The sequence below is a fragment of the Thermoleophilum album genome, from assembly GCF_900108055.1.
GTDB lineage: Bacteria > Actinomycetota > Thermoleophilia > Solirubrobacterales > Thermoleophilaceae > Thermoleophilum > Thermoleophilum album.
Map to the genome: position 1 here is coordinate 642,970 of NZ_FNWJ01000001.1, position 14,410 is coordinate 657,379.

Annotated in this window: 12 protein-coding genes; 5 read left to right on the top strand and 7 right to left on the bottom strand. The window is 68.8% G+C overall.

From position 1 onward, the window contains the following. Window positions 1–69: 69 nt before the first annotated feature. The 4 genes from BLW41_RS03160 (at window position 70) to purM (ending at window position 4,439) form a co-directional block, all read left to right on the top strand. Complete coding sequence (locus BLW41_RS03160; RefSeq protein ID WP_093116139.1) at window positions 70–753, top strand: DedA family protein; 684 nt, start codon at window positions 70–72, stop codon at window positions 751–753. Beyond that, window positions 750–1,595, top strand: coding sequence for an undecaprenyl-diphosphate phosphatase (locus BLW41_RS03165; RefSeq protein ID WP_093116141.1), 846 nt, complete (start codon window positions 750–752; stop codon window positions 1,593–1,595). Before BLW41_RS03160 ends, BLW41_RS03165 begins: the two co-directional genes overlap by 4 nt. Before the next feature lie 9 nt (window positions 1,596–1,604). After that, window positions 1,605–3,278: a PP2C family protein-serine/threonine phosphatase gene (locus tag BLW41_RS03170; protein ID WP_093116143.1), complete on the top strand. Its 1,674-nt coding sequence runs from the start codon at window positions 1,605–1,607 to the stop codon at window positions 3,276–3,278. Window positions 3,279–3,353: 75 nt separating this feature from the next. Then, window positions 3,354–4,439, top strand: a complete 1,086-nt coding sequence (gene purM, locus BLW41_RS03175) for a phosphoribosylformylglycinamidine cyclo-ligase (protein ID WP_093116145.1) — start codon at window positions 3,354–3,356, stop codon at window positions 4,437–4,439. A gap of 44 nt (window positions 4,440–4,483) precedes the next feature. On the opposite strand, the gene BLW41_RS03180 is transcribed toward purM, so the two are convergent. Further along, window positions 4,484–5,290, bottom strand: a complete 807-nt coding sequence (locus BLW41_RS03180; RefSeq protein WP_177169287.1) for a DsbA family protein — start codon at window positions 5,288–5,290, stop codon at window positions 4,484–4,486. A 25-nt stretch (window positions 5,291–5,315) separates the two neighbouring features. Here BLW41_RS03180 and BLW41_RS03185 point away from each other — a divergent pair, with 25 nt between their 5' ends. Further along, entirely contained in the window at window positions 5,316–6,797 is a 1,482-nt protein-coding gene (locus BLW41_RS03185; RefSeq protein WP_218138222.1) for a protein kinase domain-containing protein, read from the top strand. A gap of 106 nt (window positions 6,798–6,903) precedes the next feature. Here the strand turns inward: BLW41_RS03185 and BLW41_RS03190 are convergent, their stop codons facing one another. The 6 genes from BLW41_RS03190 to BLW41_RS03215 are packed head-to-tail and all read right to left on the bottom strand — an operon-like array spanning window position 6,904 to window position 14,406. Then, window positions 6,904–7,887: a D-alanine--D-alanine ligase family protein gene (locus BLW41_RS03190; protein ID WP_093116149.1), complete on the bottom strand. Its 984-nt coding sequence runs from the start codon at window positions 7,885–7,887 to the stop codon at window positions 6,904–6,906. Further along, window positions 7,884–9,758: a Stk1 family PASTA domain-containing Ser/Thr kinase gene (gene pknB, locus BLW41_RS03195; protein ID WP_093116151.1), complete on the bottom strand. Its 1,875-nt coding sequence runs from the start codon at window positions 9,756–9,758 to the stop codon at window positions 7,884–7,886. The genes BLW41_RS03190 and pknB overlap by 4 nt, the downstream gene beginning before the upstream one ends. A gap of 14 nt (window positions 9,759–9,772) precedes the next feature. Further along, the gene (locus BLW41_RS03200) at window positions 9,773–11,197 is read right to left on the bottom strand and encodes a peptidoglycan D,D-transpeptidase FtsI family protein (RefSeq protein WP_093116153.1); all 1,425 of its coding nucleotides are present in this window, start codon (window positions 11,195–11,197) and stop codon (window positions 9,773–9,775) included. Further along, window positions 11,194–12,651, bottom strand: a complete 1,458-nt coding sequence (locus BLW41_RS03205; protein WP_093116155.1) for an FtsW/RodA/SpoVE family cell cycle protein — start codon at window positions 12,649–12,651, stop codon at window positions 11,194–11,196. The genes BLW41_RS03200 and BLW41_RS03205 overlap by 4 nt, the downstream gene beginning before the upstream one ends. Further along, window positions 12,648–13,925 (bottom strand): Stp1/IreP family PP2C-type Ser/Thr phosphatase, encoded by a 1,278-nt coding sequence (locus BLW41_RS03210; protein ID WP_218138223.1) that lies wholly within the window; start codon window positions 13,923–13,925, stop codon window positions 12,648–12,650. Before BLW41_RS03210 ends, BLW41_RS03205 begins: the two co-directional genes overlap by 4 nt. Before the next feature lie 7 nt (window positions 13,926–13,932). Next, window positions 13,933–14,406, bottom strand: a complete 474-nt coding sequence (locus tag BLW41_RS03215) for an FHA domain-containing protein (RefSeq protein WP_093116157.1) — start codon at window positions 14,404–14,406, stop codon at window positions 13,933–13,935. Window positions 14,407–14,410 lie beyond the last annotated feature (4 nt).

Here is a 14,410-nt window from a genome sequence, read left to right on the forward strand (position 1 = left end):
GAGCGCGCTGGCCAAAACTGCTGCGCCCGCGGCTCTCACCGGCACCCACCTCCGGCTACCCACTACCCAGTGTTTCTCCTAGCCTCGTTAACCGACCCGATCGTCGAGCTGGCGGTCGACGTGGTACGCACGCTCGGCCTTCCCGGCGTGTTCGTGCTGATGGTTCTCGAAAGCGCGTGCATACCGGTGCCGAGCGAGGCGACGATGTTGTTCGCCGGCTTCAACGTCTCGCGCGGCGAGTACACGTTGGCGGCGGCGACCGCCGTCGGTGCCCTCGCCAACCTCGTCGGTTCTTGGATCGCTTACGGACTCGGGCGAGCGGGGCGCGTCGACCTGCTGGAGCGCCACGGTCAGAAGCTGCACATCAAGCGCAGCCACCTCGAACTCGCCGACCGCTGGTTCCAGCGCTACGGCGACGCGACCGTCTTCTTCACGCGAATGCTGCCGATCGTTCGCACCTTCATCTCGTTGCCGGCCGGCGTCGCGCGGATGCCGTTCTGGCGCTTCAGCGTGTTGACCCTTGCGGGGTGCATCCCGTGGGTGCTGATGCTGACTTGGATCGGCGTTCAGGCCGGTAGCCGCTGGGAGGAGTGGCGCAACAAGCTCCACTACCTCGACTACGCGGTAGGGGCCGCCTTGGTCTTGGCGATCGCTTGGTTCGTCGTCAAGCGGCGACGCGCGACGGCGACACGGGGTGACGCCGAACGCGCAGCCCCGCTCTCGGAGCTCTCGGAGCCGGCGCGACCGGAGTGACCAGCGCCAGCGGACGCCTGGCCACACGCCTGCGCCGCCAGCGCGCAGCGCAGCGAGCAGGCGATGCGACCCGGTGGTTCGTCGCCGGCATGGTGCAGGGCGCTACCGAGTTGCTGCCCGTATCGAGCTCGGCGCACACCGCGCTAGCGAGGCGCCTTTTGCGACTGACCAATCGCCGCGTGCCCGAACAACGCAGCGGGCGAGCGGCGGAGGTCGCCGCGCACGCTGGCAGTTTGCTCGCGCTCTTGGTCTGCGGACGCCTGCGACGTCCCCGCGACACGACCGCCGTGCTCTTGACGCTCGGGCCGCCGGTCGTCGCAGCGACGCTCTTTCGACGCTGGTTGACGCAGGCGGCACGGGACGGGCGCACCACCGCGTGCGCCCAAGCGTGCTCTGCGCTTCTGCTGCTCGCCGCCGCCCAGCGTTCGCCACGAGCGGGCGCCGGCAGCACGCGCCGCCGGCGACGTTACGAAGCGCTGAGCGGCTTGGCGCAGACGTTGGCGCTGATTCCCGGTGTCTCGCGGTCGGGAGCGATCACCGCGGCTGTGATGTTGGCTGGCGGGGACCGGCGGCTCGCCAGCGAACTGGTCGACGAAACTACCGGCCCGGTGTTGGCAGCCGCGGTGGTGCGCGAAGCGCTGACGGTGGCTCTCTCGCCCGTTCGCCGTGAGCTCGCTACGCCGCTAGCGGCCTGCGCGCTCGGGGCGGGCACAGCTACCGCCCTCTCCGCGCAGTTTTTGCCCCGTGAGCTTGAGCACCCGGCGCTGCGGCGTCTCGCGATCTACCGGCTCCTGCTCGCAGCCCTCCAGGGGCGCCTAGCGATGCCGCGCGGTGGTCCCTAGGCTTGTTCGGTGTCCTCGCCCGCCCACGCAGTCGTCGCGACCGCGCGACCAACGCTCGAGCGTCTGCTCGGCCACGCGCGGACCTTGCTGCGGCCGCGAGCGGTCGCCTACGCCGAACGGTCGGGCACACAGGTCGCTACGTGGACGGCCGCAGCCGCCTTCGACGAGGTAATGCCACGGCTCGCCTCGCTGGTCGCCGGTCGTGACCGCCCCCTGTTGCTACCGCGGCTCGACGCCTGGCAAGGGTCGATCGAGGTCCATGAAGGGCTCGTGCGCGACCTCGGCAAGAGCCGCGCGCAGGCGGTTTGGGACGTCGCCGCTGGCTGCTCGCTGCTCATCGTGCCAGTGTGCGGATCAATCGGCCAGCGCCTCGGCACGATCGTGGCGCTACGAGAGGGCGGCGAAGCCCAGTTCTCGGCCGCCGACCTACGCAACGCTCAGGTCTTGGCCGATCTCTCCGCCCTAGCGCTAGAGCGAGCCGAGCTGGTAGAGCTGGAGAGTCGTCGCGCGCACCGCGAACTGCGACTCAAGCGAGCCAGCGAAGAGATCGCCGCGAGCCTCGATCCGGAGGCCGTCGTGGAGCGCCTCGCCGAGCAGGCGCGTGCGGTAACCGGCGGAGAGTTCGCGATCGTTCTGCGGCTCGAGCCGGGTGCCACGCGCGCCACGCTCGCCGCAGCGGCCGGCATCGACCGCGCGGCAGCTCGTGCCGAGTCGCTCGACAGCGGCCTAGTCGCAGAGGTCGCTCGTTCGCGGCGCCCGTGGCTCGGCGATGCCTCCGGCTGGCGCGGCCCTGCAACCGTGTCCGTCGGCTCGCTCGCGCTCGCACCGCTCGGCACCGGTGCGCGCGTGCGTGGCGTCGTTTGCGTCGGCCACCCCGATCCTCAAGGCCTCGATCACGAAGCGCTGGAGGCGCTGGTCGAACTGCTGCGCTTCGCCGACGTCGCGATCGCCAACGCCCTCGAGCACACGCGGGAACGGCGCATCGCCGAGGCCTTGACGCTCGGCTTCGTGCCCGCTCCCCTGCCGGCGTTGCCGGGCTACGAGCTGGGCCTGGTGTACGAGCCGGCGGCGGACGCGATTACTGGCGGCGACGTCTACGGAGCGTGGGAGTTGAACGGCGGCGCGATCGCCCTGCTGGTTGGCGATGCCGCGGGCAAGGGCGTCGAATCGGCAGCCCTTAGCGCAATGGTTCGATTCTTCGCCGAAGCCCGCTCGGCCGACGCCAGCGACCCGCTCGCAGCTTTCGCGGAGGTCAACCGCCTACTCGCACGACGGCTCCCCAACGACGTGTTCGTGACCGCCTTCTTTGCAGTCTTGCAGGGCACACAGATCGACTGGGCGTTAGCCGGTCATCTCCCACCCGTGCTGATCGAGAACGGCGAGATCAGGGAACTTGGCCCCGGCGGTTTGCCGCTCGGCATCACCGAAGAACCGCAACTTGAGCGCGGCGCCCACGTTCTGCGACCGGGCGCGACGCTCGTCGCGTACACCGACGGCGTGGTTGAGGCCCGTCGCGAGCGTGAGCTCTTCGGGCGGGAGCGGCTTCTCGAACTGCTGCGCGAGCGCGCCCACAACGACTCCGCGCAGCAACTTGCGGAGGCAGTCCGCGAGGCCGTTCTCGCGTTCTCGAACCGCCCTCAGGACGACCTACTCGTACTGGTAGTACGCCGAAGCGCCGGCTGAGAGCGTCGCTGCCCGTCGCGGTCATAAGGCAAGCACGAACCCCTCAAGCGCCGGGGCGCGCTTGAATGCCAAGCGGTGAGCGAGAGCGAGCGGCCCGCACAGCCCGCCTACGCCCGCGCCGGGGTCGACCAGGCGCGTGCCCATGCTGGCGTGGCCGCGATTGTGAGCGAACTAGCGCGCGCACAAGGCGCTGTGCGCTCGCTAGTACCGGACGGGCACTACGCGGCAGTCATCGACGCTGGCATCGGCCGCGCGCTGGCGCTTGCCACGGACGGCGTCGGCTCGAAGCTGGTAGTCGCCGAGCGGCTCGGTCGCTTCGACACGGTGGGCGTCGACTGCGTCGCGATGAACGTCAACGACGTCGTCTGCGTGGGCGCGAAGCCGCTCGCCTTCCTCGACTACGTGGCAGTCGAGGAGCCCGACCAGGCGATGCTCGCGGCAATCGGCAAGGGCTTGGCCGAGGGTGCGCGCCGGGCTGGCGTAGTGGTGCCGGGAGGTGAGTTGGCGGTCGTCCCGGATCTGCTTCGAGGCCACCCCTCGCCGCGTGGCTTCGACCTGGTCGGCTTTTGCCTCGGTATCGCCGAGCCGAAGGCGCTCGTCACGGGCGAGCGCATACAACCGGGCGACGTCATCATCGGCCTGCCTTCGAGCGGTGTCCACGCCAACGGCCTGACGCTGGCGCGCGCCGCGCTTCCGGACCTCGAAGAGCGGCCACCGGAACTCCAGGGGCGGTCGGTCGGCGAGGAGCTGCTCGAACCCACGGAGATCTACGTGCCCTGCATCCTCGATCTGCTGGCGAGCGGCGTCGCCGTGCATGGTCTTGCGCACATCACCGGCGACGGCCTGCTCAACCTCCTGCGCCTCGGCCGCGCGGTCGGTTATCGGGTCGAGGAACCACTACCAACGCCGCCGATCTTCCATCTGATCCAGCACCGGGGCGAGGTCTCCGAGGCCGAGATGTGGGAGGTCTTCAACATGGGTTGTGGCTTTTGCTGCATCGTCGGGGAGGACGCCAGCGAGGCCGCGCTGTCAGTGGTGCGCGATCACTATCCAGCCGCTGCGGTGATCGGCACCGTGAGCGATCGCGCCGGCGTGGTCGAGCTGCCGGCGCAGGCGCTCGTGGGACGACGGGGCGAGGGTTTCAAGAAACTCCCGACTTGAGCACCGGCGGCACCCCCGCCAGCCACCGCAGCCGAGCGGTTCGCTCAAGCAGCACGGAACAGGAAGCCGCCGCCCGTCACCGCGACCGGCTGGGCGCGCCAGGCGAGCACCTCGGCCCAAAGCTCAGCATGCGCGCGTGGAAGCGGCAGATCGAGACAGCTCGCAAGCTCGCTGGCCGTCAGCGACCGGAAGCGTCGGAGCAGGGACGCCGGCGACTCGTCGATGCGCCCTGCGGTGACGCCGCCTTGCGCGAGCACAGCTTCCACGGCGCTCATAGAGGCGCTCGCCACGACCTTGCGATCGCCGAAATCGAACTCGAAGAGCGGCGTGAGATGTTCGCTACCGGCCCTCGCTTGGGCCGCCCGACCCTCCTCGATCGCTGCGCCGAAGCGTTCGAGGGTCGCGTTCGACTCGAGCGCTCGCGCGAACCGCTCGCGCTCGTAGCCGACCGCCGCGGCCAACTCACAGAGGGCGGCCACGCCGTCGACGCGCTGCTGCTCGCACAGCGCTGCCTCGCGCAGGCGCCGTAGCAGCCAAGGGACGCGCGCGCTATCCAGCTCGACCGCGGCGTGCACAGCTAGGCAAGCGGGATGGCTCGAGCGGATCGGCTCGCGACCGATCCACACCCGCGGATCGACCGGCATACCGGGGGTCTTCGCCGCCTCCAGGAGGTCGCGCGCACGCTCGAGTGCGGCGCTCGCGTCCCTCGGTGGGTCACGAAACAGCCCAACCGCCACCGGCTCGATCGCGAGCGAACCCGCGTACCTGACCTCGAGCAGGCGTAGCATGGGCTCCAGCGCCCACGAGCGCGGACACAGCGGATCGGTGAAGTAGCGGGCACGCACGGCCATCGGCGCACGGACCCTAGAAGAACGATTGATCGGCAGTCTGCTCGCCGGCAGATACCGGCTCGACGCGCACGTCGGCCGCGGCGGCATGTGCACGGTTTGGCGCGCTCACGACCTAGCGCTCGAACGGACGGTCGCAGTCAAGCTGCTGCATACCGAGCTTTCCGGTGACGGCGCCCAGCTCGAGCGTTTCCGTCGCGAAGCGCGGGCGGTGGCACGGCTCAGCCACCCCCACATTGTCACCGTCATCGACGCCGGGGAGGAGGAGGGGCGGCCTTACATCGTTCTCGAGTACGTCGAGGGCGAGACGTTGAAAGAGCGCATCAAGCGCCACGGGCGACTGCCGGTGACGGAAGCGGTCGCCTATGCGATCGAGATCGCCCGTGCGCTGGCCTGCGCTCATGCGCAACGGTTGGTGCACCGCGACATCAAACCTCAGAACGTTTTGATCGACCGTGAGGGGCGGGCGAAAGTCACCGATTTCGGCATCGCCCGCTCACTGGAGAGCGGCCAAGAGGATCTGACGGCCACCGGCCGCGTGCTCGGAACGACCGAGTACGTGGCTCCTGAGCAAGCGCTGGGTGAGAGCGTAACCGAGCGTTCCGACCTCTACTCGCTGGGCATTGTGCTGTTCGAGATGCTCACCGGCGCCCCGCCCTTCCGCGGCCCGACCCCCGTCGCCACCGCTATGGCGCACGTGCGCGAGCCCTTGCCAGACGTGCAGAAGTTGCGGCCCGAGGTCTCGGCATCGCTCGCCGCCGTCATCGAGCGTGCCTGCGCGAAAAACCCGGAGCGGCGCCACCGCAATGCGCTCGAGCTGGCGGAGGAGCTCGAGCAGGTCTTGGCGATCGAAACCGCGCGCTCGGGCACGGCCCCTGACGAGGTTACGCAGGTGCTGCGAACGCTGCCCCGCGAAGTCGCTGAGGTCGCTCCCCGCCGTCTCCGCATGGGTCGGGCGATGCGGCGGCTGCTAGCGCTAGCAGCGCTCGCGGCAAGCGGTGTCGCGATCTGGCAGGCACTCGAGCACACGCGCCCTGGCGCCGGACCACCGCGCGTCGAGGCCGGCCAGCTGCGGCCACTGGCGCTGCCGTCGACCGCTGCTCACGACTTCGACCCCGAAGGCGACGGAAGCGAGCACCCGGAGAGCGTCCAGTTGGCGGTCGACGGGAACCTGACGACCACCTGGGAAACCGAGACCTATCGCGGTGGGCTCACCGGGTCAGGTAAAAGCGGTGTCGGGCTCTACATCGACACCGGCAAGCCGCAGCGGGTAAGGCGGCTCGACCTAGTGACCAGCACCCCGGGGCTCCACGCCGGCGTCTACGGGGCGAACTCGCCGGCCGGCGACATCTCCGGCTGGCGGCAACTGGTGCCACCGCGCGCGCTCGCCCAGAACGCCCACCTGCCGCTACCGACCGGTACGCCACCGTTCCGCTACTACCTGCTCTGGATTACCGAGCTGCCGAGCGGCGGCCGAGCCGAGATTCGCGAGCTCGGGCTATCCCGTTGAAGAGCAGTCGCGCTTGCCGCCGGCGTGCCCAGCAGAGACTTCGGACAAGCGCCGACCGCGTGACGAGCGGAGACGCCGGGACACCCGAGGCGCTGCGGCCTCAGCCTCAATGAGCGAGGGCGCGTTCCTGTTGGAAGCGTTCGACGGCTAGTCGCACCAGCCGGTCGACCAGCTCCGGGTAGGACACACCGGCCGCTTCCATCAACCGCGCGTAGACGCTCGTGGGGGTGAAACCCGGCATCGTGTTGATCTCGTTAAGCAGCACACGGGCCTCGCCCCAGGGGTCCTCGACGAAGAAGTCGACACGCGCAAGCCCGCAGCATCCCGCTCGCTCGTAGGCGGCGCGGGCGATTGCCTGCACCCGCTCGCTGACTTCGCTCGGCAATGGTGCGGGCACCACCAGCTCCATCCCGCCCGGCGTGTACTTCGCCTCGTAGTCGTAGAAACCCGCTCGCGACCTACGCACACGAATCTCGCCGCACGGCGAAACCAGAAGGCGATCGTTGCCGAGCACGCCGCACTCGATCTCGACGCCGCTGGCAGCTTGTTCGATCAGCACCAGGCGATCGTGCGCAAATGCGCGTTCCAGGGCCTCCTCGAGCGCGTCCGGTCCCTCCACCCGTGAGATCCCAACCGAAGAGCCGAGGCGCGCCGGCTTGACGAACACAGGCCATCCGAATCCGTCCGGTAAGCGCCACTGCTCCCCCGAGCGAACACCCACGTACGCGACCTGCGGCAAACCGGCCGCCCGCATCAGCTCCTTGAAGGCGAACTTGTCCATGCACACGGCGGAGGCCAGGACGCCCGAACCGACGTAGGGAACGTCGAGCGTCTCGAGCACGCCCTGCACGGTTCCGTCCTCGCCGAACGGCCCGTGCAGCGCCGGGAACACAACGTCGCACTCCAGGAGCCCCGCCCCGGGAGTGAGGCTCAGTACCTCGCCCTCGTGTAGCCAGCGCCCCTCGGCGGTGATCTCGACCGCGAGCGCCTCGTGACCGGCAGCGATCAAGCCCTCCCGAACGGCCTCGCCGGAGCTGAGCGAGACCTCCCGCTCGCTTGAGCGACCCCCGCTCAGCACCGCGACCCTCACGGCATCTGACCACCTTCGAGCGGCGGCGGCATCGCCCCCGCCGCAAGCTTCCCGACGAAGATCACCACTTGCGTGCCCCGCCGAACTTCGACCCCCGCTTGCGGGCTCTGTTCGAGCACCGTGTCGACGTCGTCGGGGTTGGTCACCTCCTGCGAACGCTCAACCACCCGCAACCCGGCCTGGCTCAAGCGAGCCCGTGCTCGGTCGACGCTTTCGCCCACAACGTTCGGGACCGCCACCTGCTGTGGCCCACTGGAGACGACGATCGTCACCACCGCTCCGCGCTGTAGCTCCGAGCCCGCGGCCGGATCTTGGTCGAGCACGGTGCCCTCGCGCTCTTCCGAGGAGCGTTGCCTGACACGCACCTCGAAGCCGCGCCGCTGCAGCTCCGCCTCGGCGGCGTCCTGCGTCAAACCGACGACGTCGGGAACGCGCGCCCGGCGCGGACCGGAGCTCACAAACAGTCGTACGCGCGTCCCGCGCTCGACCAGCGTTCCTTCGCGCGGAACCGTGCGCACCGCTAGCCCCGCCGCGTAGCGATCCGAGGGGATCTCGTCGAGCATGACTTTCAGACCCGCGTCGTTGAGCTGCGCGATCGCCACGGCACGCGGCAGACCTGCGACCGACGGCACGCGGACCTCCCCCGGCCCTTCCGAAACTTCGAGAGTGACCGTCGACCCGCGTTTGACACGCACCCCGGGGTTGGGGTCCTGGTCGACGACCTCGCCCTCCGGGCGGTCCGACCTCACGCGCACTTCCCGTGCCTGAAAGCCATCCCGCTCGAGGATCTGGCGCGCCTCGAACAGTTGCTTTCCGACTACCCGCGGCACCGCGACGCGTTCGCTGGTCAAGAGCGAGGAGAGGGCGAGCCAACCGACCACTAGCGCCAGCAACAAGACCAGTCCGCCCAATAACCAGGCGCCCCACGGCCGACGCGGGCCATCGTCGGCCGCACTCGCGGCCTGCGCTGGCGCCGGATTACCGCCGTCAGCTGCGACGGCGGCGAACGCACTGGTATGGGATCCGCTTCCGCTTCCGCTACCGAGCGTCGCCGCGATCTGCTCGAGTTCGGCAACCACCTCGGCCGCCGAGGCTGGCCGTTGCTCGGGATCCTTCTCCAGCAGTCGCCGGACCAGATCCGCCAGCCGGGGATCGACGTCGGGTCGCAGCTGCTCGAGGGGTGGTGGCGGTTCGGATATGTGCTTGAGCGCGATCGAGACGGCGCTGTCGCCCTCGAACGGCAAGCGACCGGTCAGCATCTCGAAGAGGATCACGCCGATCGAGTACAGGTCCGAGCGCGGACTCACCGGCAGGCCCTGTGCCTGTTCGGGCGAGAGATATTGGGCGGTGCCGAGAATCGAACCGGTTTCGGTGATTTCCGACGGTCCGGCGCGCGCGATCCCGAAGTCTGTGACCTTCACCGAACCTTGCTCGTCAACGATCACGTTCTGCGACTTGAGGTCGCGGTGAATCACCCCCCGCGAGTGCGCGAAGCCGGCCGCGCGCGCGATTTGCAGCGCGATCGCCAACGCCTCGGCCTGCGGTAGCGGCCCCTTTTCGGCGATCAGCCGCTTCAGCGAGCGGCCCGGGAGGTACTCCATGGCGATGTAGTAGGTGCCGTCGTGCTCGCCGCGGTTGAAGATCGTGACGACGTTCGGATGCACCAGCGAGGCGGCCGCTTGCGCCTCGCGCCGGAAGCGCTCCACGAACTCCGCGTCCTGGGCGAAACGCCTGTGCAGAACCTTGAGTGCGACCTCGCGCCCCAGCTGGACGTCCTCGGCCCGGTAGACGTCCGCCATACCACCGACGCCGACCCGTTCGATTACTCGGTAGCGCCCGTCGACGAGGGTGTTGTCTGCGACTTCCGTCACCGCGTCCCTGCGCTCTACCTGTTCGCGAGCAAGACCTTCAAGACCTCTCGGGCGATCGGTGCCGCGACGGTGCCACCCTGCCCCTGCGTCCGTTCAACCGTCACCGCGATCGCGACACGCGGCCGTTCCACGGGAGCGAAGCCTATGAACCAGGCCTGGTTCGCCGCACCTCCCGCTACCTCGGCAGTGCCTGTCTTGCCAGCCACACGGATGCCAGCCAAGGCGGCAGCCGTACCCGAGCCTTCCTCGACCACCCGGCTCATCATCTCAGTGAGCTGGCCGGCGGTCGTCGCCGACATCACCCGCGCCTGCGGATCAGCACCGATGCGCTTGACGACGCGACCATCCGGATCGACGATCCTGTCCGTCAGATGCGGCTTCATCAGCAAGCCGCCGTTGGCCACCGCGGCCGCGACCAGCGCCATTTGCAGAGGCGTGACCTGTAGTCGCTCCTGACCGATCGCAACGCGGCCGACGTCGAGCGGGTCGTCGGGCCCAAGCAAACGCGAGCCGGCGAAGACCCCGCTAACCGTCATCTGCTGGCGCGGATAGTCGAGCTGCGGAAGCCGGCCGAAGCCGAAGCGGTCCATGTAAGCGAACAGCGTGCGCTTACCGAGCCGCTCGCCAACTTGCGCGAACACCGTGTTCACCGAGTTGGTGAGCGCATCGGTCAAAGAGATCGGCCCAAAACTCTGGTTTCCGAAGTTCGCAAGCGGCGCTCCTCCGATGATCTGCGGAGAGTCTCCGTTGAGCACCGACTGTGGTGTGAACTCGCCGGTATCGAGCGCCGCCGCGGCGGTGACCACCTTCATCGTCGAGCCCGGGGGGTAGCGACCCTGTGTGGCGCGGTTGAGTTCCGGAGCCAGCGCCCCCCCAGTCGACCGCTTGGTACGCAAAAGGTTCGGGTCGTAGGTCGGCTCCGATGCCATCACCAGCACGGCGCCGTTGCGCGGGTCGAGCGCAACTACTGCGCCCGCCCGGCCAGCTAAGCCGGCGTAAGCCGCGCGTTGACCAGCGGGGTCGAGCGTGGTGACGACGTCGTCGGGTCGACCGGAGCGCCCCTCGATCAGCGCTAGCAGCGTGTCAACGCCCTGCCGTTTACCGGACAGCGCGTCGTTGCGGTAACGCTCGATACCGGCGCGCCCGAGCTCGATCAGCGAATACCCAACCGCGTGAGCGAACAGACCACCCAACGGATAGACGCGCTCGTAATGAGCGCGGCTGCCTCGACCCCGGCGCACGCTGCGTGCCAACACGGTGCCGTCGCGGGCGAGGATCAATCCGCGCGGATGCCGGGCTTCCTCGATTAGGGAACGCCGGTTGCTTGGCTGGTCGCGCAAGGCGCCCGCTTCGAGCACCGTCCAGCGGGTCGTAAAGACCACTAGCAACGTGAACAGCAGCGCCGTTGCCGAAAAGATCGTGGCGATCCGGGCGTTCACGGTGCGACACCTCCAACCAACCCGCCCCGGCGCAGTCGCTCAGCCCGGCTGTGCTGGGAAACCATCAGCAGCAAGGCGAGCACGATCATGTTCGCGACGATCGACGATCCTCCGTAGGAGACAAACGGCAAGGTCACGCCGGTCAAGGGGATCACGCGCGTGACGCCGCCAACGATCACGAACACTTGCAGCGCCAGTACGGCTGTGAGACCCGTCGCCAGCAGCTTCGAGTAGGCGTCGTTAGCGGCCAACGCAATGCGCAGTCCGCGCGCCGTCACCAGCAAATACACCACGAGCAGCGCCACGCCACCGGCCAGACCAAGCTCGTTGACGATCACCGCGTAAATCAAGTCGGTGTGCGGCGCTGGCACTAACGGTCCGCCATCGAGGCCGCGCAGTAGTGACTCACCGAGTCCGCGCCCCAGCAACCCGCCGTCGGCTTGCGCGAACAGCGACTGCGCGATCTGGTAGCCCGGGCCCTCCACGATCTGCGGGCGAAAGGGGTCGAGCCAGATCTCGATCCGTTCGTGCACGTGCGGGATGCGCTCGGCGAAAAAGATCGCCCCGGCCGCGAACAGCGAAGCTCCGAAGCCGACCAGCCAGCCCCGCCCGGTGGCGGTCCACAAAAGCGCGAGGAAGCCGCCGAAGAACATCAGCGAACTGCCAAGGTCTCGGATAACCACGAGCATCAGCATCGCCAGCCCCCACACCAGGAGCAGCGGGCCGAAGTGTTTGAGCGACGGTCGCTCCCGCGCCAACCCGAGTCCACTGGCAGCGAGCGCCGCGACCAACAGAGCGGCGAGCCACGGCCCCCCGAGGATCGGGCCGACGAGCGCTGCAACCACAACCGCTAGCCCAAGCTCGGGAAGCCTCCGGGCGAACCCCGGGCGCGAGCGCGAACGCACCAGCACGCCCGCGGTGTCCCGCAAGTAGCTGGCGAGGAACACGATGATGCCGACCTTCGCGAGCTCAGCCGGTTGAAACTGGATTGGGCCGACGTCGATCGCGAGATAGGCGCCGTTGACGGGCGCACCAATTAGCGGCAACCGCGGCAAGGCGAGCAGCCCGATCGACACCGCCGCGATCGTGTAGCGGTACCGCTCGAGGCGGTGCGGATCGCGCAACCAGAGGACCGCGATCGCGAAGACAGCAAGCCCCACCACGAACCACTGCGCTTGTCTCCGCGCAAGGTCGGGGTCGATCCGATAGATCTCGACCAGACCGACCGCGGCGAGCGCCGCTACGAGTGGGAACAGATAAGGGTCGGCAAGCGGCAACGCTCGCCGGATGACCAGGTGCACGGCCAGGCAAAGCGCGAGGAAAACACCGCCGTAGGAGAGCGTCGCCTCCTGCGCCGCATGGCCGCGCGCGATTAGTACCGACGCGAACCCGATCGAAATCAGCGCTGCGGCCGGAACAAGGCCGAAAAGCTCGCGCAGGCGCTCGGATCTCACTGCCGATCGAGACCCTCTATGCGGCCCTGTTCGATCGCCCGAACTAGCCCGATCGCGTCGGAACGGTCACGCAACCGGTGATCGAGAACGGCAGCGCGCCGCTCCGCAGGCAAGGCCAGCGCCGGGATCCCCGATACGTACTCCTGCTCGTAGAGCTCGATCCCGAACGGGAGCTCGTAGGGGAGACCGCGGTAGACGGCGATCAGACCGGACTGATCGGTACCCACGAAGTACACCGAGCGCACTGCCGCGCGCCCGCCGACGAACAGCCCCGCCAACAGCAGCAAGGCGGTGGCGGTGGCCACGACCCGTCGCAGGGGTCGGGCGCGACCGCTGCTGCGCCCCCGCGCGCGGCGGGCGCGACGCTGCGCGACCGCGGGTCCTGGCTCCTGCTCGGAGAGCGTGACCGAGCCAACTCGCCCGCTCGCTTCTCGAGGCGCGCGGGCGGCGAGCTCGGCCGCCTTGAGACCGCCCACGATCGTGTGCTCGTGATCGGCCTGGCGGTCGTCGGTCGATCCTGCATCTTGCGCTGTATCGACACCCGCGCCCCGCTGCGACTCCTCCTCCGCGAGCTTGAACAAGACAACCGTGATGTTGTCGCGACCACCGCTCTGGTTAGCCGCCCGCACAAGGTTCTCGGCCGCTTCCTTGAGATCGCGACTGCTCTTCAACACGGCCTCGATCTCACCATCGCTCAGCATCGTCGTGAGGCCGTCCGAGCAGAGCAGGAAGACATCACCATCGCGCGCCGGCACTGTGTAGGTGTCGACCTCGACTTCCGGCTCGGGACCGAGGGCGCGGGTGATCACCGACCGCTGCGGATGTTGCTCAGCCGCCTCCGGGGTGATCTGGCCGGACCGCTGGAGCTCTGCAACCAAAGAATGGTCGCGGGTCAGTTGCTCGAGCCGACCGTCGCGGAACCGGTAGGCGCGACTGTCACCGACGTGTCCGATCGCGACCTCGTCGCCGGCAACGAGCGCCGCCGTCAAGGTCGTGCCCATCCCGCGGTGCCGCTCGTCACGAGCAGCAAGCTCGTAGATCCGGCGGTTCGCCTCGCGGGCGATGTCGGCGAGCAGCGACTCTGGCGGCAGATCGCGACGGTGCTCCCTTACGACTTCGGCGGCCACGCGCGAGGCGACCTCACCGGCTTGCGCGCCGCCCATCCCGTCGGCGACCGCGAAGTAAGGGGGCGCTACGACTAGCGCGTCCTCGTTGATCTCGCGGTAACGGCCACGATCGGTGGCTTCTGCGTGCTCGACGATCCGTAGCGTCACGGACCACTCACTCCCAGTAGCGGTACTCGCTGTCGCCGATGCGGATCACGTCCGAGGGTCGCAGCCGCTGTGGCGCGTCGATACGCCGGCCGTTGACGTAGGTCCCGTTCGTCGAGCCGAGGTCCTCGATCCACATGAAGCCGCCTTGCGGGAAGATGCGCGCGTGCACCGCCGACGCGAAGGGGTCGTCGACGACCACGTCGGCCGATGCCGACCGCCCGAGCGTAGCTCCGCCGTTAAGAGGTACTTCTGCACCTGGTGAGTGCCCCATCGCGGCGATCACCTCGAGCCGCGGATTCAGGCCACCGGCCAAGTCCAACATCGGCTCCGAGGGTCTCTCTGTGTGCAGCGGCGGCGGCTCGGTCGCGACCTCCGCAGTTCGTGCAAGCTCGCGGCGGGCACTGCTGACGACCCACACCAAGAAGAGGTAAAGGATCGCCAGGAACGCGAATTTGAGTAGCGCGACGACCGGGTCCTCCACGGCC

Excerpts from the sequence above, each read along its gene's own strand:
- BLW41_RS03180 (WP_177169287.1), bottom strand. The coding sequence starts at position 5,290 with ATGGCCGTGCGTGCCCGCTACTTCACCGATCCGCTGTGTCCGCGCTCG.